Origin of the sequence: Actinacidiphila glaucinigra, from assembly GCF_035918135.1 — a bacterium.
GTDB lineage: Bacteria > Actinomycetota > Actinomycetes > Streptomycetales > Streptomycetaceae > Actinacidiphila > Actinacidiphila glaucinigra.
In genome coordinates this window covers 1,504,537-1,524,579 of the sequence record NZ_CP109144.1, presented here as the reverse complement: position 1 = coordinate 1,524,579, position 20,043 = coordinate 1,504,537, and the positions used below count along the sequence as shown (strand labels likewise).

21 protein-coding genes are annotated in these 20,043 nt (G+C 73.4%); 8 read left to right on the top strand and 13 right to left on the bottom strand.

The window, feature by feature from the left end; translation table 11 throughout:
• Nucleotides 1–40: 40 nt before the first annotated feature.
• On the bottom strand, nt 41–190 hold the full coding sequence (locus tag OIE69_RS06700) for an MFS transporter small subunit (RefSeq protein WP_326571014.1): 150 nt from the start codon (nt 188–190) through the stop codon (nt 41–43).
• Nucleotides 187–1,578, bottom strand: a complete 1,392-nt coding sequence (locus OIE69_RS06695) for an L-lactate MFS transporter (protein WP_392567471.1) — start codon at nt 1,576–1,578, stop codon at nt 187–189. The genes OIE69_RS06700 and OIE69_RS06695 overlap by 4 nt, the downstream gene beginning before the upstream one ends.
• A 342-nt stretch (nt 1,579–1,920) precedes the next feature.
• On the opposite strand from OIE69_RS06695, the gene OIE69_RS06690 reads away from it, so the two are divergent.
• From OIE69_RS06690 to OIE69_RS06680, 3 genes are all read left to right on the top strand, one after another.
• Nucleotides 1,921–3,450 carry a GMC family oxidoreductase gene (locus OIE69_RS06690; protein ID WP_326571013.1) on the top strand — a complete coding sequence of 510 codons (1,530 nt, stop codon included), beginning with the start codon at nt 1,921–1,923 and terminating at the stop codon, nt 3,448–3,450.
• 83 nt (nt 3,451–3,533) lie between these two features.
• Nucleotides 3,534–5,321 (top strand): SpoIIE family protein phosphatase, encoded by a 1,788-nt coding sequence (locus tag OIE69_RS06685; protein ID WP_326571012.1) that lies wholly within the window; start codon nt 3,534–3,536, stop codon nt 5,319–5,321.
• Between the two features lie 6 nt (nt 5,322–5,327).
• Nucleotides 5,328–6,173, top strand: a complete 846-nt coding sequence (locus OIE69_RS06680; RefSeq protein ID WP_326571011.1) for a GNAT family N-acetyltransferase — start codon at nt 5,328–5,330, stop codon at nt 6,171–6,173.
• Between the two features lie 311 nt (nt 6,174–6,484).
• On the opposite strand, the gene OIE69_RS06675 is transcribed toward OIE69_RS06680, so the two are convergent.
• Nucleotides 6,485–7,348, bottom strand: coding sequence for a chitosanase (locus OIE69_RS06675; RefSeq protein WP_392567470.1), 864 nt, complete (start codon nt 7,346–7,348; stop codon nt 6,485–6,487).
• Between the two features lie 203 nt (nt 7,349–7,551).
• Between OIE69_RS06675 and OIE69_RS06670 the strand changes: the two genes are divergently transcribed.
• Nucleotides 7,552–9,738, top strand: coding sequence for a SpoIIE family protein phosphatase (locus OIE69_RS06670; RefSeq protein ID WP_392567469.1), 2,187 nt, complete (start codon nt 7,552–7,554; stop codon nt 9,736–9,738).
• Nucleotides 9,739–9,804: 66 nt separating this feature from the next.
• Here OIE69_RS06670 and ykgO read toward each other — a convergent pair whose 3' ends face one another.
• Complete coding sequence (ykgO, locus tag OIE69_RS06665; protein ID WP_319140616.1) at nt 9,805–9,927, bottom strand: type B 50S ribosomal protein L36; 123 nt, start codon at nt 9,925–9,927, stop codon at nt 9,805–9,807.
• Nucleotides 9,928–10,044: 117 nt separating this feature from the next.
• Between ykgO and OIE69_RS06660 the strand changes: the two genes are divergently transcribed.
• Complete coding sequence (locus OIE69_RS06660) at nt 10,045–10,563, top strand: DUF1003 domain-containing protein (RefSeq protein ID WP_326571009.1); 519 nt, start codon at nt 10,045–10,047, stop codon at nt 10,561–10,563.
• Here the strand turns inward: OIE69_RS06660 and OIE69_RS06655 are convergent.
• Both OIE69_RS06655 and OIE69_RS06650 read right to left on the bottom strand, forming a co-directional pair.
• Nucleotides 10,558–10,869, bottom strand: a complete 312-nt coding sequence (locus OIE69_RS06655; RefSeq protein ID WP_326571008.1) for a hypothetical protein — start codon at nt 10,867–10,869, stop codon at nt 10,558–10,560. The genes OIE69_RS06660 and OIE69_RS06655 overlap by 6 nt on opposite strands.
• A gap of 23 nt (nt 10,870–10,892) precedes the next feature.
• Nucleotides 10,893–11,084, bottom strand: coding sequence for a hypothetical protein (locus OIE69_RS06650; RefSeq protein ID WP_089223249.1), 192 nt, complete (start codon nt 11,082–11,084; stop codon nt 10,893–10,895).
• Nucleotides 11,085–11,291: 207 nt separating this feature from the next.
• Between OIE69_RS06650 and OIE69_RS06645 the strand changes: the two genes are divergently transcribed.
• The gene (locus tag OIE69_RS06645; protein ID WP_326571007.1) at nt 11,292–13,058 is read left to right on the top strand and encodes an ABC transporter ATP-binding protein; all 1,767 of its coding nucleotides are present in this window, start codon (nt 11,292–11,294) and stop codon (nt 13,056–13,058) included.
• Nucleotides 13,059–13,145: 87 nt separating this feature from the next.
• Here OIE69_RS06645 and OIE69_RS06640 read toward each other — a convergent pair whose 3' ends face one another.
• Nucleotides 13,146–13,382, bottom strand: a complete 237-nt coding sequence (locus OIE69_RS06640) for a hypothetical protein (protein ID WP_089223247.1) — start codon at nt 13,380–13,382, stop codon at nt 13,146–13,148.
• Nucleotides 13,383–13,665: 283 nt separating this feature from the next.
• On the opposite strand from OIE69_RS06640, the gene OIE69_RS06635 reads away from it, so the two are divergent.
• Both OIE69_RS06635 and OIE69_RS06630 read left to right on the top strand, forming a co-directional pair.
• Nucleotides 13,666–14,865 carry a PP2C family protein-serine/threonine phosphatase gene (locus OIE69_RS06635; protein ID WP_326571006.1) on the top strand — a complete coding sequence of 400 codons (1,200 nt, stop codon included), beginning with the start codon at nt 13,666–13,668 and terminating at the stop codon, nt 14,863–14,865.
• 237 nt (nt 14,866–15,102) lie between these two features.
• The gene (locus tag OIE69_RS06630; protein ID WP_179279708.1) at nt 15,103–15,261 is read left to right on the top strand and encodes a hypothetical protein; all 159 of its coding nucleotides are present in this window, start codon (nt 15,103–15,105) and stop codon (nt 15,259–15,261) included.
• 123 nt (nt 15,262–15,384) lie between these two features.
• Here the strand turns inward: OIE69_RS06630 and OIE69_RS06625 are convergent, their stop codons facing one another.
• The 6 genes from OIE69_RS06625 to OIE69_RS06600 form a co-directional block, all read right to left on the bottom strand.
• Complete coding sequence (locus OIE69_RS06625) at nt 15,385–15,837, bottom strand: DUF5990 family protein (RefSeq protein WP_326571005.1); 453 nt, start codon at nt 15,835–15,837, stop codon at nt 15,385–15,387.
• 2 nt (nt 15,838–15,839) lie between these two features.
• Nucleotides 15,840–16,211: an ASCH domain-containing protein gene (locus OIE69_RS06620; RefSeq protein WP_326571004.1), complete on the bottom strand. Its 372-nt coding sequence runs from the start codon at nt 16,209–16,211 to the stop codon at nt 15,840–15,842.
• A 75-nt stretch (nt 16,212–16,286) separates the two neighbouring features.
• On the bottom strand, nt 16,287–17,234 hold the full coding sequence (locus tag OIE69_RS06615; protein WP_326571003.1) for a carbohydrate kinase family protein: 948 nt from the start codon (nt 17,232–17,234) through the stop codon (nt 16,287–16,289).
• Complete coding sequence (locus OIE69_RS06610) at nt 17,231–18,220, bottom strand: zinc-dependent alcohol dehydrogenase family protein (RefSeq protein WP_326571002.1); 990 nt, start codon at nt 18,218–18,220, stop codon at nt 17,231–17,233. The genes OIE69_RS06615 and OIE69_RS06610 overlap by 4 nt, the downstream gene beginning before the upstream one ends.
• Nucleotides 18,217–19,068 carry a carbohydrate ABC transporter permease gene (locus OIE69_RS06605; RefSeq protein WP_326571001.1) on the bottom strand — a complete coding sequence of 284 codons (852 nt, stop codon included), beginning with the start codon at nt 19,066–19,068 and terminating at the stop codon, nt 18,217–18,219. Before OIE69_RS06605 ends, OIE69_RS06610 begins: the two co-directional genes overlap by 4 nt.
• Nucleotides 19,065–20,039, bottom strand: coding sequence for a carbohydrate ABC transporter permease (locus tag OIE69_RS06600; RefSeq protein WP_326571000.1), 975 nt, complete (start codon nt 20,037–20,039; stop codon nt 19,065–19,067). The genes OIE69_RS06605 and OIE69_RS06600 overlap by 4 nt, the downstream gene beginning before the upstream one ends.
• Nucleotides 20,040–20,043 lie beyond the last annotated feature (4 nt).

Genomic DNA, 20,043 nt, shown 5'->3' with positions numbered 1-20,043 from the left:
GGGGCGGCCCGTGGCGGGTGCCGGAGTGCCGGAGTGCCGGTCAGCCGGTGAACAACTGCTTGAGCTTGAGGACGAGTTCGTACACACCGTAGGCGAAGGGCGCGCCGACCCACAGCCAGGCGACGACCATCAGCGGCAGCCGGCCGTTCCCGGCGGTGGCCTCGGCGGGCGCGGGGTTCGAAGCGGTCATCGGACGGCTCCTTCCGACTCGGGTCCGATGGTGGCCTTCGTCTCGGCGGACGGTCCGTCATGGTGCCGCGGATGGACCGGGCGTACCAGTTCGTTGGCGACGAAGCCGATCACCAGCAGCACCATCATGATGACGAAGGACGTGGAGTAGAGGTCGGGTCCCGTCCGGCCCGCCGACTTCTCGTGGTCGGCGATCGCGTTCACGATCAGCGGTCCGAGCACGCCCGCCGTGGACCACGCGGTCAGCAGCCGCCCGTGGATGGCGCCCACCTCGTACGTCCCGAAGAGGTCCTTGAGATAGGCGGGCACGGTGGCGAACCCGCCGCCGTAGAAGGACAGGATGACGGCGGCCGCGATGATGAACAGCGGCTTGGAGTCGTCGCCGACCAGGGCGATCAGCAGGTAGAGCAGCGCCCCGGCACCGAGGTAGAGGCGGTAGATGTTCTTCCGCCCGACCAGGTCGGAGGTGGAGGACCAGGTGATCCGGCCGAGCATGTTGCCGAGCGACAGCAGGCCGACGAAACCGGCCGCGGCCGTGGCCGTCACCGGAGTGGAGGTGTCGGCGAAGAAGTCGGTGATCATCGGCGCGGCCTTCTCCAGGATGCCGATGCCCGCCGTCACGTTCATGCAGAGCACCACCCACAGACACCAGAACTGCGGGGTGCGCAGCGCGTTGCGCGCGGACACCTGCGCAGTGGTGACGAGTGGGCGCGCGGCCGCGGCCGACGGGCTCCAGCCGGGAGGCCGCCAGTCGTCCGCGGGGACCCGGACGAGCAGCACCCCGACGGTCATGAAGACCGCGTAGACCAGGCCCATGACCAGGAAGGTCTGCCCGATGCCGGAGGAGTCGGCGCCGAAGGAGGAGAGCAGTTCCGTCGACCAGGGTGAGGCGATGAGCGCGCCACCGCCGAAGCCCATGATGGCGATGCCGGTGGCGAGCCCCGGCCGGTCGGGGAACCACTTGATGAGCGTGGAGACCGGCGAGATGTAGCCGATGCCGAGGCCTATGCCGCCGACGAGGCCGTAGCCGAGGACGATCAGCCAGTACTGGCGCGTGGCGGCGCCGAGGGCCGAGATGAGGAAGCCGGAGGCGAAGCAGAGGGCCGAGACGCACATGGCCCATCGCGGGCCGTTGCGTTCGACGAGGGTGCCGCCGAACGCGGCGGACAGCCCGAGCATGACGATCGCGAGCTGGAACGGCAGCGCGGACTGGGTGCCGCTCAGCCCGAGCGAGGACTCCAGCGGTGGCTTGAACACGCTCCAGGCGTATGCCTGCCCGATGGCGAGGTGGATGGAGAGTGCGGCCGGCGGTACCAGCCAGCGGCTCCAGCCCGGCGGTGCGACGGTGCGGGCACGGGTGAGGACGTCGGGTACGCCCATTGACGCCATGGCGAGTACCTCCGTGAGGGGACATGATCCCGTGGACCGTACAACTTTCATCCATCCCTGGGTAGGGCGTTTGGCGATGAACTTGCCGGAGCGGAAGGCGTGTCCGGGATTCGCGAGGCATTCGTCCGCCTCTCGGTGGGGTCCTCGTCCGCGCGCGCGTCCCGGGATCGAGGGGGTGCGGGGCGCGCAAGGAGAGTTCGTAAGGGTTCGTCCATATTTATTGGCGATAGCGGCGATAACGACAAATCTGTTCGATTGGTGGTGGTTGGGGTTATCGTGTTCGGTGTTAGCCGATCAGGGCTATCACTGGAAACGCCGGACGTGGCCGGTCAGAGGTGACCCATGCATGCGATAACGGACAGCTACGACTTCGTGGTCGTCGGCGGCGGCACCGCGGGCAGTGTGCTCGCCGCGCGCCTCTCCGAGACGGACGGCGCACGCGTGCTCCTGCTGGAGGCGGGGGACGACGGGCCGCCGGCCGCGGCGGCGACGCCGCCCGCCTGGCCGACGCTGCTGGGCACGTCCGCGAACTGGGGCGACACCACCGTCCGGCAGTCGGCGACGGGCACCACCACACCCCTCGCGCGCGGTCGCGGCCTGGGCGGGGGGTCGGCCATCAACGCCATGACCTTCGTGCGGGGCCACCACTCCGGCTACGGCGCGTGGACCGCCGGCGGTGCCAAGGGCTGGGGCTACGACGACCTGCTCCCGTACTTCAAGCGCAGCGAGAACGCCCCCGGGCGCGACCCCGTGCTCCGCGGTGTCGGCGGCCCCCTGACCGTGGGGCCCGCGAGCCCGCCCCACCCCGTCGTGGCCGCGCTCCTCACGGCGGCGACCCAGACCGGCTACCGGCGGGCGGCCGACATCGCCGCAGGTCTGGAGGAGGGCTTCGGCTGGAGCGACCTCAACATCGTCGGCGGCCGGCGGCAGAGCGCCGCCGACGCCTACCTCACCCCCGCCCGGCACCGCCGCAACCTCACCGTGGTGACCGGTGCACTGGTCCACCGCCTGCTCCTGCGCGACGGACGGTGCGTCGGGGTGGAGTACGGGCACGCCGGCCGCACCGGCACCGTCGCGGCCGGCTGCCACGGCGAGGTCGTGCTCACCGCGGGCACCATCGGGACACCGCAACTGCTGATGCTCTCCGGCATCGGCCCCCGGGCGCACCTGCGGGACAAGGGCATCGACGTCGCCTTCGACCTGCCGGGCGTCGGGGCGAACCTGCAGGACCACCCGGTGGCCGCCGTCGTCCACCGAGCGGCCCGGCCCGTTCCGCCCGGAGCCAACAACCACGGCGAGGCCATCGGCCTGGTGCGCAGCCGGCTCGGCATCTGCGACCCCGACGTGCAGGTGCTCCTGGCCGACAGCCCGGGGTGCCGCACGCCTGCGGCCGACGTGCCGGACGGGCAGGGATACCGGATCGCGGTCTCCCCGATGCGGCCGCACAGCAGCGGCACCGTTCGGCTCGCGAGTGCCGAACCGGGAGCCCTGCCCCTGGTCGACCCCGACTACTACGGTGACGACCGCGACCTGGCCACGATGGTCGAAGCGCTGTTCCTGGCACGGGAGATCGGCCAGGCGCGCGCCCTCGACGGATGGCGCGCCCACGAGGTCCTGCCCGGCCCCGACGTGAAGGACGACGCCGGACTGCGGGCGTACGCGCGCGGCGCCCTGGCCTCCTACATGCACCCCGTCGGCACGTGCCGGATCGGCATCGACGACCTGGCCGTCGTCGACACGGACCTGCGCCTCCACGGCGTCGACGGCCTGCGGGTCGCCGACGCCTCCGTGATGCCCGCCATCCCCTCGGGCAACATCGCCGCCACGGTCTACGCCATCGCGGAACGCGCGGCGGACCTCCTCAGGCGCTGACCCCTTCGGCCCGGATCCGGCCCCCCACCGGCCGGATCCGGGCCCCGCCACATCCCCGCAGCCCAGACGAAGGACCGACGCACATGGCATCACCCGCACCCATCGACCTGGCCGGCCTGCTCCAGCGGGCGGTGGGCGTGACCGGGGCGGCGCTGGGCTCCCCCCTCGCCCCCTCGGCGATCGGCCTCGCCCTGTGGAACACCGACCTGCGGTGCACCTGGGTCAACGACTCACTGGAGGACTACGACGGCATCCCTCGGGAGCGGCGGCTGGGCCACCGCCCGGACGCGGCGCTGCCCGCCGGGGCGGGCGCGCTGGAGGCGGTGATGCGCCAGGTGCTGGCCACCGGCACGCCCGTCAGCGGCCGCGAGTACCTCGTGCCGGCGGTGGACGGCGTCCGCCGCGACGGGGCACTCTCCGCCTGTTGCATCCGCCTCGAGGACGCCGAGGGCAGGCCGATGGGCGTCTGCCTGGTCGTCCTGCGGATCACCGGTGAGCACCGGGCCGGCGACCGGCTCGCACTGCTCGGCGAGGCCGGTGCGCGTATCGGCACCACGCTGGACGTCATGCGCACCGCGCAGGAACTGGCCGCGTTCAGCGTCCCCTGCCTCGCCGACTTCGTCACCGTCGACCTCGCCGACACCCTGCGCCTCGGTGAGGAGCCGCTGTCCCGGCTCGGCCCGGACGGCGACTACGTCCCGGTGTTCCGCCGGGCGGGACTGTCCTCCGTCCACGAGGGCGCCCCCGAGGCGGTCTCGCAGGTCGGCGACGTGGTGTACGTGCCGTCCTCCTCGCCCCTCACACGCGTGCTGTCCTCCGGCCGCTCCCTGCTCGAGCCCGTGCTGGACACCGCCTCCCCGTGGCTCAGCCGCGACCCGGCACGGGCCCGGAAGATCGACCGGTTCGGCCTGCACTCGCTGATGATCGTGCCGATCAGGGCCCGCGGCGTCGTGCTGGGCGTGGTGCTCCTCCTGCGCTCCGACGACCCGCGGCCGTTCGACGAGGAGGACCTGCTGTTCGCCGAGGAACTGGTCGCCAGGGCCGCCCTGAGCCTGGACAACGCGCGCCGCTACACCCACGAACGCGCCACCGCCCTCGCCCTCCAGCGGGGCCTGCTCCCGCGCCGCGTGTGCGGCGGCCCCTCCCTGGACGTCGTCTCCCGCTTCCTCCCCGCGGACCTCGAGGACGGTGTGGGCGGCGACTGGTACGACGTGATCCCGCTGCCGCGCGACCGGGTGGCGCTCGTCGTCGGCGACGTGGTCGGGCACGGCATCGACGCCGCGGCCACGATGGGGCGGCTCCGGACGGCGGTGCGGACGCTCGCCGACCTCGACCTGGCGCCGGAACAGCTCCTGGCCCACCTCGACCAGACGATCATCCGCCTCGCAGAGGAGGAAAGCGAGGGTCCGCACGCCTCCTCCGTGAGCGCCAGCTGCCTGTACGCCGTCTACGACCCCGCCGGCCGCCGCTGCACCATCGCCAGGGCCGGACACCCGCCGCCCGCCGTCCGCCACCCCGAAGGCGGCGTCACCTTCCTCGACCTGCCCAACGGCACACCGCTCGGCCTCGGGATGCCCCCGTACCAGGCCGCCGAGGTGGAACTGCCCGAGGGCAGCCTCATCGCCCTCTACACCGACGGCCTCATCGAGGACCGCCGGCACGACGTCGACACCGGGATGGAGCGTGTGCGCCGCGCCCTCGACCGGCCCGGGCGCCTGGACGACCTCTGCGCGGCGGTGCTCGGCACCCTGCCGAGCGCGACCCCGCCCGACGACGTCACCCTCCTCATCGCCCGCACCCGCGCCGCGTCCTCGGCGCCCTCGCGTGCGCGGTGCCCGGCACCGCGTCCCGGCAACCGATTCCCGAGGTAGGTCCCCATGACCGCGTTCCACGTCTCCTCCGCAGGCGCCGAGGACATCAGCCGCCTCTCCGACTGGGCCGAGGACGAAGGATGGAACCCCGGCAGTTCCGACGGGCAGGCCTTCTTCCCCGCCGATCCGGCCGGCTTCCTCTTCGGGAGACTCGACGGCGAGCCCGTCGCCTCGGTCTCCGCGGTGCGCTACGGAGCGGACTTCGGCTTCGTCGGCCTCTACATCGCCCGACCGCCCTTCCGCGGCCAGGGCTACGGGATCCGGGTCTGGCGCGCCGGGCTGGACCACCTCGCAGGCCGTAACATCGGCCTCGACGGGGTCGTCGCGCAGCAGGAGAACTACCGCAGATCGGGCTTCAGCACGGCCTGGCGGAACATCCGGTACCAGGGGACGCCGTCCGGCGGGGTCATGCCCGGCGGCGTCGCGCTGATCGACGCCAGGAGCGTCGGATTCGGCGAACTGGCCCGCTACGACCGGCGGTTCTTCCCCGCCGCGCGCGACGCGTTCCTCGCCTCCTGGATCACCCTGCCGGACCGTACCGCCCTCGCGGCCGTCGCCGACGGCCGGCTGCGGGGACTGGGGGTGCTGCGCGCCGCCCGCGGGCCGTCCCGCGTGGGGCCGCTGTACGCCTCGTCCGGGAAGGTCGCCCTCGCGCTGCTCATGGGGCTCGCACGGACCGCGCCGGGGGAGCCCCTCGTGATCGACGTGCCCGAGCCCAACGAGGCCGCCGTGCGCCTGGTGGAGCACCTGGGCCTGACGCCCTCGTTCGAGGCCGCGCGCATGTACACGGGCCCGGTCCCGGACGTCGACCTGGCGGGCATCTACGGCGTCACCAGCCTGGAACTGGGCTAGCCGCGGGCCCCGGCGCCGCTCCCCCAGCTGACGCTGGGAGGTGCCCCCAGGCACGGCGCTCCCCCAGCCTTCGGCCAGGGGGAGTTGTCGAATCGTCCGAGCAGCCCACTACGAGGACGACTCTCCGCCTTGCGATGCACCGCACCTGGGGGCACCTCCCAGCGCAAGCTCGGGGAACCGCGGAGCCCGCCCTCCGGGCGGTGGGGGCACCTCCCAGGCTCATGTGACGACACGGCCTAGCCGCGGGCCCCGGCGCCGCTCCGGGCGGCCCCCCGGCCAGGGAGGCCGCCCGGAACGCCGTGCGTGGGGCGTTACTGGTTGATGGTGTAACTGTCCCCGTAGACCTTCCACTTGAGCGGAGGGTTGAGGTCGAGGTTGCCGTTGTTGAGGAAGACGCGCTGCTCCGTGTCGACCCGGCTGGTGTCGCTGTGCGCCTCCTCGGTCTTCATCGCCGCCTTGCGCGCGTCGAGGAAGGCGTTGATGTACGCCGTCTCGTCGCCGCCCTGCGCGGGGCTCTTCGCCTTGGACAGGGCGGTCTTGCGGATGCCGCCGAAGCTGACCTTGTCCTCGCCGGGGCCGTGCATCACGATCGCGTCGTAGTACGCGAACTGGCCCAGCGCGCGCAGCCCGTCGGCCTTGGCCTGCTTGACCGAGGGGTCGAAGTAGACGCGGTCGCGCTCGTCGTTCTGCGCCTGCTGGAACGCCGTGTCGGCGGCGGCGCTGCGCCAGGCGCTCTCGAAGCCTGAGCCGAGGCCGCTGTGCGAGTCGGTCCCGTTGACCCGGCGCAGTGCGGGCAGGTAGCGGGCGAGCGGGTTGCCCGGCTTGCGGTCGGTGTACAGCTCGACGAGCTCGAGCATGTCACCGGTGCCGGAGCAGAATCCGATGATGCCCGCGGTGTAGCCGCGGCCGTCGCCGATGTCCTCGATGTACTTGTACTGGGCCTTCCAGTCCAGTGAGGAGTTCTCGGCGCTGGACACCAGCTGCATGGCGATGTCCTTCTTGTGCGGGTCGTCGAGCCCGACGCCGGCCGCCGCGGCGGCCGGCCGCCCCGGCGCGGCCGAGGCCAGGGTGCCGGCGCCGGCGGCGAGGACGCCCGCGGTCAGCGCGGCGGTCGCGTAGAGGACGACCCGCCGGCGGGGGAGGGTGCGTGCATGACGGTGTGGGGGGATCTGCACGGGTGACTCCGTGGGTCAGAGGTTAGGAAACCTTCCTAACAGCGCCACATTGAAGCACCGGGCCAGTCGGACGCCAAGGGGTTCGAACAAAAACGCCGCATGTCATCTGCTCGAAGAATCAAGGGAGTTGGCGACAACCGCCCGGCGGCCGGGCGCGTCCTGCCGAAGCCGCGGGCTCCCCGCATGCGCGGTCCGCCACCCGGATGCAGTCTGGACGGGAAGAGGATGAGGAGGTGGTACCCGTGCCGGACGGGCCCCCTCCCTCCCCGTCCCACCCCGACGTCGGGGAGTGGACGGACGAAAGCCTGCTGGCACCGGCGCTGTTCGCGATGATGGACGGCGTGCGGGCGCACGCGGGCGGGATCTACCTCCTCGCGCCCGGCGAGCCGGTGCTGGAGATGGCCGTGATGGCCGGTCTGCCGCGCGCCTTCGCCGCGCCCTGGGAACGGGTGGGGCTGGGCGCCCCGATCCCCGTCGCGGAGGCACTGCGCGAACGCCGGCTGGTCTGGGTCGGCGGCGAGGAGGAGATGGCGCGCCGGTACCCGCGGATCGCGCTCGTCCTGCCGTACCCGTTCACCCTCGCCGCGCTGCCCGTCGCGACCGCCGGCACCGCCTTCGGCTCGGTGTTCGTCACCTGGCCGGGCGCCCATCCGCCCGAGCTGTCCGACTGGGAGCGCGAGCGCCTGCTCGCCGCCAGCGAGCAGCTCGCCCGCAGCCTGGAGCAGCGGACCACCGAGGGCCGGCCGGTGCGGCGCGGACGGGACGTGGCGATCGGCGCCCCCGTCGCCGGCGTCTCCTCGGCGGTCGAGGCGGTGCGCATGGTGGGCCGGCTGCCGGACGGCCTGTGCTCCCTCGACCTCGACGGGCGGGTCACCTACGCCAACGGCGCGGCGTCCCGCCGGCTGGGCGTGCCGGTGCGCAAGCTGCTCGGGCATCCGCTGTGGCGGACGCTGCCGTGGCTGGAGGACCCCGTGCACCAGGAGAGGCACCGCGCGGCGCTGATCAGCAGGCAGCCCACCTCGTTCACCGCGCTGCGCCCGCCCGGCGACTGGCTCACCTTCCAGCTCCACCCCAGCAGCAACGGCGTCAGCGTGCGCATATCGCCGGCCCGCGGCCCGGCGGCGGAGGCTCCCGTACCCGACCCCGTGAGCGGTGCGGCGCAGCCCGCGGTCGGGCTGGTGGCCATCTCCCACCTCGTGAACCTGTCCGGGGCGCTCACGGAGGCCGTCTGCGTGCAGGACGTGATCGACCTGGTCGCCGACGAGATCATGCCCGCGGTCGGCAGCCGGGTACTGGCCGTCGTCGCCCCGGAGGCAGGGAGGATGCGCGTGCTCGGCCACCGCGGCTACCGCGATCCGACGATCGTCGACCGGTACGACGGCATGGCGATGTCATCGCCGACCCCCGCCGCCCAGGTGCTGGCCAGTGGCGCGCCCGCGTTCCTGGAGTCCGAGCAGGAGATGCGGGCGTGCTTCCCCGACCGCCCGCCGGTCTCCGACGGCATGGCGGCCTGGGCCTACCTCCCGCTGATCGCCTCCGGCCGCCCGGTCGGCACCTGCGTGCTCGGATACCCGCGACCGCACCGCTTCGGGGCCGACGAGCGGGCTCTGCTGACCAGCCTCGGCGGACTCGTCGCCCAGGCCCTGGAGCGGGCGCGGCTCTACGACGCCAAGCACCGGCTGGCCCACGGCCTCCAGTCGGCGCTGCTGCCGCGGACTCTGCCGGAGCTCCCCGGCCTCGAGGCGGCCGCGCGGTACCTCGCGGGCACCGAGGGCATGGACATCGGCGGCGACTTCTACGACCTGCTCCGCGTGGGGGACCGGCCGGCCGCCGTGATCGGCGACGTGCAGGGCCACAACGTCACCGCGGCCGGCCTGATGGGCCAGGTCCGCACGGCGGTACGGGCGTACTCCGCCGTCGGGCAGTCGCCCGGCCAGGTGATGGAGTGCACCAACCGCCTGCTGCTGGACCTGGACGTGGAGCTGCTCGCCAGCTGCGTCTACCTGCACCTCGACCCGGACGGGGAACGGGTGATGGCGGCGGGCGCGGGCCACCCGCAGCCCCTGCTGCGGGAGCCGGACGGCCACGTGCGGCCGCTCGACCTCGCCCAGGGCCCGCTGCTGGGCATCGACGCGGAGGCGGTCTACCGCACCGTCGAGTTCCCGTTCCCGCCGGGCTCGGTGCTCATGCTCTACACCGACGGCCTGGTCGAGTGCCCGGGGACGGACGTCGACACCGAGCTGGCCGCCCTCTCGGACCACCTCGGCGCAGCCGGCGGGCTGCCGCTCGACCGGGTCGCCGACGGCGTGCTCGCCCTCACCTCCGAGCGCCGGCTGCGCACCGACGACATCGCGCTGCTCCTGCTGCGCTCCCTGACCCGGTCCCGGTGACCGCTACGCAAACGGGCGCCGCGCGCCGTCCTGGGACGGCGCGCGGCGCCCGTGGTGCTCTGCGGGTCAGCCCTGGCGGGCCTTGAAACGGGGGTCCCTCTTGTTGATCACGTAGACACGGCCGCGACGGCGGACGATCTGCGAGCCGGGGGTGTTCTTGAGGGAGCGCAGCGAGGCACGTACCTTCACCGGTCGCCTCCTTTCGGGCGGTTCTTGATCCGCCCATGCCAACGCTGGGAAGGCGCGGTTTCTTCCCGCCGCTTCCCGGTGCCGTGGCCGCGGAGGGCCGGGGGCAGGATGAGGCCCATGAGTTCCCCTGCCGACGGCCGCGCCGTCCCCTCGCCGCCGCACCCGCTGGTCCGCTCCCCGCACGAGCGGGTCCTCTTCGCCCGCGGGAGGGGCGCCCAGGACCGGGTCGCGGACGCGATCACCGCCTTCTCCGGCTCGATGGCCTTCGTCTATGTGCACATCGTCTGGTTCGCGGTCTGGATCCTGCTGAACGAGGGGCTCGCGGGGCCCGGCGGGGTCTTCGACCCGTACCCCTTCGGACTGCTCACCATGATCGTCAGCCTGGAGGCGATCTTCCTCTCGACCTTCGTCATGGTCAGCCAGAACCGCCAGGCCGCACGCGACAACATCCGCGCCGACCTCGCCTTCGAGACGAACGTGCGCTCCGAGGTCTGGTCATCGCACATAGGCCGGGCCCTCGGCCTCGACCCCGAGGAGGTCGAGCGGAACGTCCAGCAGCTCGTCGCCGAGAGCCGGGCCCGCATGGGCGTCACCTCCCCGGCGGTGCCCCCGGCCGCGAAGCCGCCCGTCTCATGACCCCTCGTCGTCCCGGTCCGCCTCGCGCGGCGCGCCGGGGCTGGTGAAGTCCGGGCTGGAGTACCCGGGCCCGCGGAAACCCGGCGACTCGAAGCCGGGTGACTCGAAGCCGGGCTCCGCGATGTCCGCGACCTCCGGCTCCGGGACCTCGTACTCCGGGATCCGCGGGGGCGGCGGAACCGCCGCGGCGTCCCCGGCGCCCGGTGCCGGCCCGGGGCCGTCGGCGGACGTGGAGAACCCGGGACTGCTGAAGCCCGGGCGGTGCTTCGGCACATTCCCGCGCGGGCGGTCCGGACGGTCCGTCATGGCCTTTCCCCTCCCCGGAGACCTCAGCGCCGTCGCCCGCGGTATCCGGACCAGCGGGCACCCGCGCCCGAGCCGACCCCGCCGAGGTGCGCGGCGAGCAGCGTCAGCCCGACCAGCAGCAGGCTCGTCGGGGTGAACACGGCCTCCGTCGCCGTCCCGGTGGCGTTGATGATGAACGCGACCGCGAAGACGACGGCCGCAACGATGGCCAGCATCGTCCCTCCCAGTGGTCCGGGGGCGCGCCTCGCGCCGCCCCTTCCCCCACCGTCTGCCCCGGGACCGGCCCCTCAGTCGGCCGGGACCGGTCAGGGACCCCCGGGCGGTGTCCGTGGGAGCGCTCGCAGCCTAGGATTCCGCGGTGACCGGACGATGAGCCAGTGCCGTCTCATCACCCCGCGCCCTCGTGCACCCGGAGTTCCCGCATGGCGTCGCCGCACGGCCCGCTCGACCACCGCTACCGCGGTGAGCACCCGATCCGCACCCTCGCCTACCTCTTCCGCCACGACCGCGGCCGACTGGCCCTGGCCGTGCTGGCGTTCATGGTCAAGCACACCCCGATCTGGCTGACCCCGCTGGTCACCGCACAGGTCATCGACGTCATCGTGCAGCACAGGCCGCTGTCGGGCATGCTGTTCGGCACCGCCGTCCTGCTGCTGATGCTGGTCCTCAACTACCCCTTCCACCTGCTGTACGTGCGCTGCTGGTACGGCAGCGCCCGCCGTACCGGCACCCGGCTGCGCTCCGCGCTGTGCCAGCGCATGCAGCAGCTCTCCATCGGCTACCACACGAAGGTCAACTCCGCCGTCCTGCAGACCAAGGTCATCCGGGACGTCGAGGCCATCGAGCAGGCGGTCCAGCAGACCGGCGACATGGGCCTTTCCGCGCTCGCCACGCTGCTCGGCGCGCTGGTGGTGATCGCCGTGCAGGCGCCGTCCTTCCTGCCGGTCTTCCTGGTCGTCGTGCCCGCGACGTCCGCGCTGGTGATGTGGCTGCGGGGGCGGCTGCGCGAGTCCAACGAATCGTTCCGCCAGGAGGTGGAGCAACTCTCCTCCCGCGTCACCGAGATGACCACCCTCATCCCCATCACCCGCGCCCACGGTCTGGAGTCCACTGCGCTGCGCCGCGTCGACGGCACGCTCAGCCAGGTCCTCACCGCGGGGCTGCGCCTGGACCGGCTCAACGGGCGCTTCGGCTCACTCGCCTGGATCGTCCTCAACGTCCTCGGCGCCTGCTGCCTGCTCGGCTCCGCGCTCGCCGCGTACCACGGCTGGCTGGGCGTGACCCCCGGCGACGTCGTCATGCTGACCACCTACTTCTCCGCCCTCACCGCCGCCGTCACGACCCTGCTCAGCCTCACGCCCGTGGTCAGCAAGGGACTGGAGTCGGTGCGCTCGGTCGGCGAGGTGCTGCAGGCGCCCGACCTCGAGCAGAACGCGGGGAAGACCGAGGTGGCCGCCGTCCGCGGGCGGGTGGACTTCGAAGGCGTCGGCTTCGCCTACGACGACGCCGTCGACCACTCGGTGCGCGACTTCTCCCTCTCCGTCCGACCGGGCGAGACCATCGCGCTCGTGGGCACCTCGGGGGCCGGCAAGTCGACCCTCCTCAACCTCGTCATCGGCTTCCTGCGCCCCACCGAGGGCCGGATCCTGCTGGACGGTGCGGACATGGAGACCCTGGACCTGCGCAGCTACCGCCGCTTCGTGTCCGTCGTGCCCCAGGAGTCCATCCTCTTCGAGGGCACCATCCGGGAGAACGTCGGCTACGGCATGCCGGGCGTCCCCGAGGAGGCGGTACGGGAGGCGCTGCGGGCCGCCAACGCCCTGGAGTTCGTGGAACGGCTGCCCGCCGGCCTCGCCACGGTCGTCGGCGAGCGGGGCGCGCGGCTGTCCGGCGGGCAGAAGCAGCGGCTGGCCATCGCCCGGGCGCTGATCCGCGACCCCCGTGTGCTGGTGCTGGACGAGGCCACCTCCGCCCTCGACTCCCGCTCCGAGGCCCTCGTCCAGCAGGCGCTGGAACGTCTGGTCCGCAACCGCACCGTCTTCGTGGTGGCCCATCGGCTGTCCACCATCCGCAACGCCGACCGCATCGTCGTCATGGACGGCGGAAGGATCACGGAGGTCGGCTCGCACGGGCAACTGCTGCGCGCCGGCGGCCCGTACGCCGCCCTGCGCAGCGCTCAGACCGCCTGAGCCCCCCGCCCCCGCCCGCACGCGCCCGGGGGCGCCCTCCGCGTCGGCGGAGCGGCGCCCCCGGGGCCGCGCGGATCGGGCCGCGGGTCAGCGGCGGTGGTGGTTGACGACGTGGTGGTGGTGACGGTGCTGGCGGTGGCCGTGCCAGCGGTGGTGGTGACGCTTGCCGTGGTGGCTGTGGTGGCCGCGGCCGTGGTCGCCGTGCGTGGCGTGCGTGCCGGGGGTGCGGACGGACTCCGGCGTGACGGCACCGGCACCCGCCGCACCGCCCAGGACGACGGCTACGGCCACACCGACCGCGGCCACGAAACGGGAAACGCGCATGGATCGACTCCTGTCTCCGCGGGCGCCGTGGGCACCCGCTCGGGTGGAACACGAGAAGCGTCGGGCCTCGGCATGTCCGTCGAGGTGCGCCACGCCCGTATTGGCACACGATTTGCTGGAATATGATGTTCTGTGGAACCGGCGGCTGTGGGCGATCCGGGGAGGCCCGCGCCGTGGTCGCGGCGGAGCCGCGGGCCGGGGTGGTGCGTGGTTTCGGCCTCGGTGTCCGGGGCAGGTGCCCGGTCGTCCCGGCCCCGCGCCGGGGACGGCGCACCGACAGGTGATGGTGACGGTGGACGACACCGGCTTTGGCGCTCTGCTGAGCGGGCTCCTGCAGCGCACGCACGAGGTCGCCCCGAAGGACTGGGGCGCGGCCCTCGCGCATGCCGCGCACGAGGTGGGCCTGGACGACGTCACGGTCCTCCTCGCCGACGTCCGGCAGGCCAGGCTCGTCCCGCTGTCGGGCGACCCGGCCTCCCGCGCCCGTGGGGCCGTGGCCGTCGACGGCACGCCGGCGGGCGCCGCCTACCGGACGGTCTCCCTGCGCCTGAGCGAGCGCGACGACCGGATCACGATGTGGCTCCCGCTCGTCGACGGCGTGGAGCGGATCGGCGTCATGGAGGTCACCGCCCACCGGATCGACCCGGAACTCCTCTCCCGCTGCCGCGCGCTCGCCGACGTCACGACCTTGACGATCGTCTCCAAGGCGGGGTCCAGCGACGACCTGCTGCGGCTCGTCCGCAGCCGCCCGATGACCACCGCCGCGGAGCTCGTGTGGGCCTTCCTGCCGCCGCGGACCCTCGGCACGACCGAGGTGACCTCCAGCGCCGTGCTGGAACCCGCGTACGAGATCGGCGGCGACGCCTTCGACCACAGCCTCCAGGAGGACCACCTGCACCTGACGGTGGTCGACGCGATGGGCCACGACCTCGCCTCGGGGCTCACGGCGGCCGTCGCGCTGGCCGGCTGCCGGGCCGCCCGGCGTGCCGGCGCCGACCTGGGCGAGATCGTCAAGACCGTGGACGAGACCCTCGCCGAGTGGATCCCGGACCGGCTCGCCACCGCGGTCTTCGCCGACCTCGACGTCCGCAGCGGCCAGTTCGCGTGGGCGAACTGCGGGCACCCCCCGCCCCGGCTGATCCGCGCCCGGCACGTCGTCCCCGGCGCCCTGGAGCGCGACGCGGATCTGCCCCTCGGCCTCGGTTCCGACTACGGCGACCGGCCGCGCTCCGTCCACTCCACGCGCCTGGAGCCCGGTGACCGGGTCCTCATCCACACCGACGGTGTGACCGAGTCCCGCGCCGAGGGCGGCGACGAGTTCGGCGAGCGGCGCCTCACCGAGTACGTCGTGCACGCCACCGCGTTCGGCGACCCCGCCCCGGAGGTCCTGCGGCGGCTCGTCCACGCCATCCTGGCGCACCGGCACGGTCGCCTCGACGACGACGCCACCGTGCTGCTCGCGGAGTGGCACCCCACGCGCTGAACCCGGCTGACCGAGGTGGTTTCCGGCGTGCCGCCCAGGGCAGCCGAAGCCTGACGGGTGGCGACGTGCCCGCGCAGCGGCGGACACGGTCGGTGCCGGGGCCGGCGCGCAGCGCGACGGCCGCCGGGTGCCGGGCGGACCCCCACGGCAAACATGTCCTGATCAGGAATGCTTTGTCGTGTAAATCACGTTCGAATGGGTATGCGGTGTCGAGAAGACATGAGGAGGCGCCCAGCCGTGGACACACGCAACGGCCACCCGACCAGCACCCGCATCCCCCGAGATCAGCAGATACGCACGTGCAGGCCTGCTGTCGTGAAGGAGGGCCGGGGCAATCCGCCGCAGCGGGAGCCCGACAGCGGCAAGGAATGGAACATCGTCAGGGGAGAGGACTGAGGGACCCGTACCCCCGTGTGACCGAGCGGGACCACTGCCCGGCGCCGGTGGGAAGGCGTAAGCGGTCGTGCGGACCGTGGGCGCGCCCACCGGTGGGGTGGTGGTCCCGTTCACTTCCCGTCGTCAGCCCGTGGCGTCCGGTGTCCCCGCCGACCACGTGACGAGCGGCGGCCGCACGGCGGCGCAGAGCGGGCCGCCCCTGGCGTCGGTGAGGCCCAGCCGTCCGAGGAGCGTCCCGGAGCGGGCGGCCGCGCGCAGCGTGGCGGGAGCGACACCGTCCAGCATGAGCTTGGCCCGGCGGAACATCGTGAAGTCGCCGGAACCCCCGACCTCGCCCCAGGACAGGTAGACGAAGCGGGCGCCGGGGCCGCCCTGGACATAGGGCCCCGTGACGTCGAGCCCGTCAGGGGTCTCGCGGACCCGGCAGTCGAGGTCCCACGTCGCCGCCGCAGCGTCGCCGGGCCGAGGGCCGAGGAGTTCCGCGGGACGGGCGCGGCGCTGCACGGCGACGTGGACGCCGCGGTGGTCGCCGAAGGCGCGGCCGGGCAGGTCGCTCCCCTCGATGCGGATCCGCACCGTCAGCCGCCCGCCGTGACGAGCCGGAACGCCAGGCACACCACGGGCGTGGCGTCCTCGACGGGAGTGCCCGCCCGTTCCCAGAAGCGACGGTGCCCGGCCCGCCACGCGTCGAGGGAGGCGTCCCCCTCTCCCTCGGCGGCGGCGTGCTCCCACCTCACGTCCGCGAAGGACGTCACTTCCACGTCCGTGACCACGATGACGCCGACGCAGTGGCTCTCCCGGTCCAGCAGGGCCAGCCGCTCGCCGACGAACTCCAGACCCTCGGTCTCCTCCACGTACTCGGACAGCAGTCCGGTCGTGGCGGTCTTCTTGCCCGCCAGGACCAGGGAGTTGAGCTCGTCCCGGAGCGCGTCGGGCGTGCCGAGCTCCATGGAGCGCATTCCGTCGACCCGCGGCCACATCGTCGTACCGCCCCTCGGTGCGTGGGAGTGCCGTCCGCCGGATCATCACATGACGGGCGCCACCTCCGCCAGGAACGGCGGGTCCGCCCCCGCGCGCCCGCAGGTCAGAGCCGCGACCCGCGCGGCGAGTTCCAGTGCCCCGGCCACCGCGGGCGGCGGGGAGCCGCCGTCCGCGGCGCCGTGCAGCCGCCGGCGGGCCGTCGCCCCGCCGAGCAGCCCGGCGCTGAGGAGGCCGGACAGCAGGCCCGCCATGAAGGCGTCACCGGCGCCGATCGTGTCGACGACGCGCGCCGGGTGGGCGGGGACCCGGTGCCGTCCGCCCGGGGCCCAGTGGGCCTCGGCGCCCGCCGCGCCCCGAGTGAGGACGACCAGGCGCGGACCGCGGCGCGCCCAGTCGGCGGCCACGTCCCCCGGATCCCGTCCCGGGTGCAGCCAGCCGAGGTCCTCCTCGCTGGCCTTCACCACGTCGGCCAGCGCCACCAGCCGTTCGACGCGCGGGCGTTCGTCCCCGGGCGGGCCGAGCAGCGCGGGTCTGAGGTTCGGGTCGTAGGAGACGGTGTGCCCACGGCGCCGGACCGCCGCGACCAGGCTGAGGATGCGGCCCGCGCCCGGCTCCAGCGCGGTGGCGATCGAGCCGGTGTGCAGGTGCCCCGGCACGTCGAGCCGACCGACCGGGGGCAGGTCCCAGGTGATGTCGAACCGGTACAGGGCGCCGCCGTTCGCGTCGAGCTCCGCCCTGGCCGTGGACGTGGGGGCGTGGACGACCGACCCCGGCAGCAGCCGGACCTTCCCCTCCGCCAGCCGTTCGGCGAGCGCGTCGCCGTGCGCGTCCCGGCCGATGCGCGTGGCCAGGGTGACCGGGTGCCCGAGCCGGGCGAGACCGAGCGCGGTGTTGGCCGGGCTGCCGCCCGGGTGGGCCCGCCGCGTCCCGTCGGGTCCGAGGACCAGGTCGGTCAGCGCCTCGCCGGCGACCAGCGTGGCGGGCGTCGTCACGGCGTCACCAGGATCTTGCGGCCGATGCCCGCCCTGAAGCGCTCGATGGCGTGGGGGTAGTCGGTGAGCGGGAACCGGTCGCTGATGAACACCCCGGGGTCCAGCACCCCGGCGGCGAACAGTTCGGCGGCCCGCTCGTAGCTGTGCAGGACCGCCATGGAGCCGGTGATGGTGATCTCCTGGTTGTAGATCCGGTACGGCTCGATGACCGCTCGGGCGGCGTAGTCGGCCACCCCGAACTGCAGGAAGGTGCCGCCCCTGCCGACTCGTTGCAGCCCGTCCTGGATGGCGGCGGCGTTGCCGGTGGCGTCCACGACGACCTCCCAGCCGCGCGGGCGGGTGATCTCCTGCGCCGAGCCGGCGGTGTTGTCGCAGCCCAGCAGCCTCGCCGTGGCGAGCCGTTCGGGGTTGACGTCGACGACGTCCACGCTCGCCGCGCCCGTGCGCTTGGCGAGTTCCAGCATCATCAGGCCCATCGTTCCCGAGCCGTAGATCAGCACATGGGCGCCGAGCCGGCTGCGCAGCACGTCGTAGCCGCGCACGGCGCACGACAACGGCTCGATCAGCGCCGCGTCGGCGGTCGCCACATGGTCGGGCAGGACGACGCAGTTGGCGACCGGCGCGACGGCGAACTCCGCGGCGCCGCCGGGCTCGGTGACCCCGATCGCGGCCCACCGCTCGCACAGGTTGCCGCGGCCCTGCCGGCAGTAGTGGCACTCGCCGCAGTGCAGCGAGGGGTCGACGGCGACCCGGGCGCCGACCGCCACTTCGGTGACGGCCGAGCCGACCGCGACCACCTCCCCGGCGAACTCGTGCCCCGGCACGATCGGCAGCGTCGGCGCGAACTCGCCCTGCAGGATGTGCAGATCGGTTCCGCACAGCCCGCAGGCCGCGACCGCGACCACCACGTCGCGCGGACCGGGCGCGGGGTCGTCGACGGTGGCGAGCTCGATCTTCCCGGGCTCGGCGATGACGACTGCCTTCACTTGACGGCTCCCAGTGACAGGCCCTGGACCAGGCGGTCCTGGGCGGCGAATCCGGCGACGAGGACGGGCAGGGACACCACGACGGCCGCGGCGCAGACCTTGGCGAGGAAGAGTCCCTGACTGGTGACGAAGGAGGTGAGGAAGACCGGCGCGGTCACCGAGCGGACACCGGTGAGCACCCGGGCGAAGAGCATCTCGTTCCAGCTGAAGATGAAGCAGATCAGCGAGGTGGCGGCGATGCCGGGGGCGGAGACGGGGATGACGATGCGGCGGAACACGGCCGGCAGCCCGGCGCCGTCGATCGCGGCGGCCTCGAGGATCGCCACCGGGATCTCGGCGAGGAAGGACCGCATCATCCAGACCGCGATCGGCAGGTTCATCGAGGTGTGGAGCAGGACCATCAGCCAGACGTTGTCCAGCAGCCCGAGGTTCTGCGCCACGAGGTAGACCGGCAGCAGTCCGGCGACCGCGGGCAGCATCTTCGTCGACAGGAAGAAGAACAGCACGTCGGACCACTTGCGGACGGGCCGTATCGACAGCGCGTACGCGGCCGGTATCGCCAGTGCCAGCACCAGCAGGGTGGAGACCAGACTCGCCGTCAGCGAGTTGGCCAGTGCGGGCCAGGGGCTCGCGCCCGTGGCGGCGCCGAAGAACTCCCGGTAGCCGTCCAGGGTGAGCCCGGCGCCGAGGGAGGGCGGGTTGGTGGCGGCGTCCGTCTCACTGTGCAGCGAGGTCAGCACCATCCAGGCGATCGGCAGGACGAACAGCAGGGCGGCGGCCCAGGCGACCAGCCCCCACAGGGAGGCCGAACGACGCCTGCGGACATCGGGCACGGCCACGGCGCTCATGAGGACTCCTCCTGCAGCAGCGTCGACACCAGGCGCAGGGCGAGGGTGGCGACGACGATGGTCCCGGCGACGACGACCACGCCGGCCGCCGACGCCCGGCCGTAGTCGTGGGCCTTGTAGAAGGACTCGTAGATCGTGTACGGCAGGTTGGCGGTGCCCAGGCCGCCGGAGGTGAGGGTGAAGACCGCGTCGAAGTTCTGCACGACGTAGACCGAGCCGAGCAGCGCGGCCAGTTCGAGGTAGCGCCGCAGGTGCGGCAGGGTCAGGAACCGGAAGACCTGCCAGGCGTTCGCGCCGTCCACCCGGGCCGCCTCCACCGCCTCCGTGGAGCGGCTCTGCAGTCCGGCGAGCAGGATCAGCATCATGAACGGGGTCCACTGCCACACCAGCGAGGCCCCGATCGCCCCGAGCGGCATCGAGGTGATCCAGTCCGGCTGCGGCGGGCGTTCGCTGCCGAACAGCTGCCACAGCCAGCTCAGCGCGCCGTTGAACAGCCCGTACTCGGGGTTGTAGAGGGCGTGCTTCCACAGCAGCGCCGAGGCGACCGGCACCAGCAGGAAGGGCGCGATCAGCAGCGTCCGCACCAGCCCGCGGCCCCGGAAGCGCCGGTCCAGCAGCAGCGCGAGGCCCAGCCCCAGCAGCAGGCTGACCAGGACGACACCGGTCGTGAGCCAGACGGTGGTCAGGACGGAAGCGCGCAGACCGGCGTCGCCGAACACGTCGGCGTAGTTGGTCAGTCCGGTGAAGCCGCGCCGGTCGGGGTAGAGGGCGTTCCAGTCCATGAAGGAGATCACCAGCGTGGCCACGAAGGGCAGTTGGGTCACCACCACCATGAACACCAGCGCCGGCATCAGGGGCGCGCGCCGGGCCCAGGCGGCGGCCCGGCCCGGGCCCGGGGTCCGGGCGGGCACCGCCCGGTCCGCTGCCCGGCCGCGCACCTCCTCGGTGACGGTGCTCGACGTACCGGTCATGGCC

Coding starts and splice junctions, on each gene's coding strand:
- OIE69_RS06695 (WP_392567471.1), bottom strand. CDS start 1,578: ATGGCGTCAATGGGCGTACCCGACGTCCTCACCCGTGCCCGCACCGTC.
- OIE69_RS06670 (WP_392567469.1), top strand. CDS start 7,552: ATGCAGTCTGGACGGGAAGAGGATGAGGAGGTGGTACCCGTGCCGGAC.
- OIE69_RS06645 (WP_326571007.1), top strand. CDS start 11,292: ATGGCGTCGCCGCACGGCCCGCTCGACCACCGCTACCGCGGTGAGCAC.
- OIE69_RS06605 (WP_326571001.1), bottom strand. CDS start 19,068: ATGAGCGCCGTGGCCGTGCCCGATGTCCGCAGGCGTCGTTCGGCCTCC.
- OIE69_RS06640 (WP_089223247.1), bottom strand. CDS start 13,382: ATGCGCGTTTCCCGTTTCGTGGCCGCGGTCGGTGTGGCCGTAGCCGTC.
- OIE69_RS06620 (WP_326571004.1), bottom strand. CDS start 16,211: ATGGAGCTCGGCACGCCCGACGCGCTCCGGGACGAGCTCAACTCCCTG.
- OIE69_RS06660 (WP_326571009.1), top strand. CDS start 10,045: ATGAGTTCCCCTGCCGACGGCCGCGCCGTCCCCTCGCCGCCGCACCCG.
- OIE69_RS06690 (WP_326571013.1), top strand. CDS start 1,921: ATGCATGCGATAACGGACAGCTACGACTTCGTGGTCGTCGGCGGCGGC.
- OIE69_RS06635 (WP_326571006.1), top strand. CDS start 13,666: ATGGTGACGGTGGACGACACCGGCTTTGGCGCTCTGCTGAGCGGGCTC.
- OIE69_RS06600 (WP_326571000.1), bottom strand. CDS start 20,039: ATGACCGGTACGTCGAGCACCGTCACCGAGGAGGTGCGCGGCCGGGCA.
- OIE69_RS06685 (WP_326571012.1), top strand. CDS start 3,534: ATGGCATCACCCGCACCCATCGACCTGGCCGGCCTGCTCCAGCGGGCG.
- OIE69_RS06650 (WP_089223249.1), bottom strand. CDS start 11,084: ATGCTGGCCATCGTTGCGGCCGTCGTCTTCGCGGTCGCGTTCATCATC.
- OIE69_RS06655 (WP_326571008.1), bottom strand. CDS start 10,869: ATGACGGACCGTCCGGACCGCCCGCGCGGGAATGTGCCGAAGCACCGC.
- OIE69_RS06700 (WP_326571014.1), bottom strand. CDS start 190: ATGACCGCTTCGAACCCCGCGCCCGCCGAGGCCACCGCCGGGAACGGC.
- OIE69_RS06680 (WP_326571011.1), top strand. CDS start 5,328: ATGACCGCGTTCCACGTCTCCTCCGCAGGCGCCGAGGACATCAGCCGC.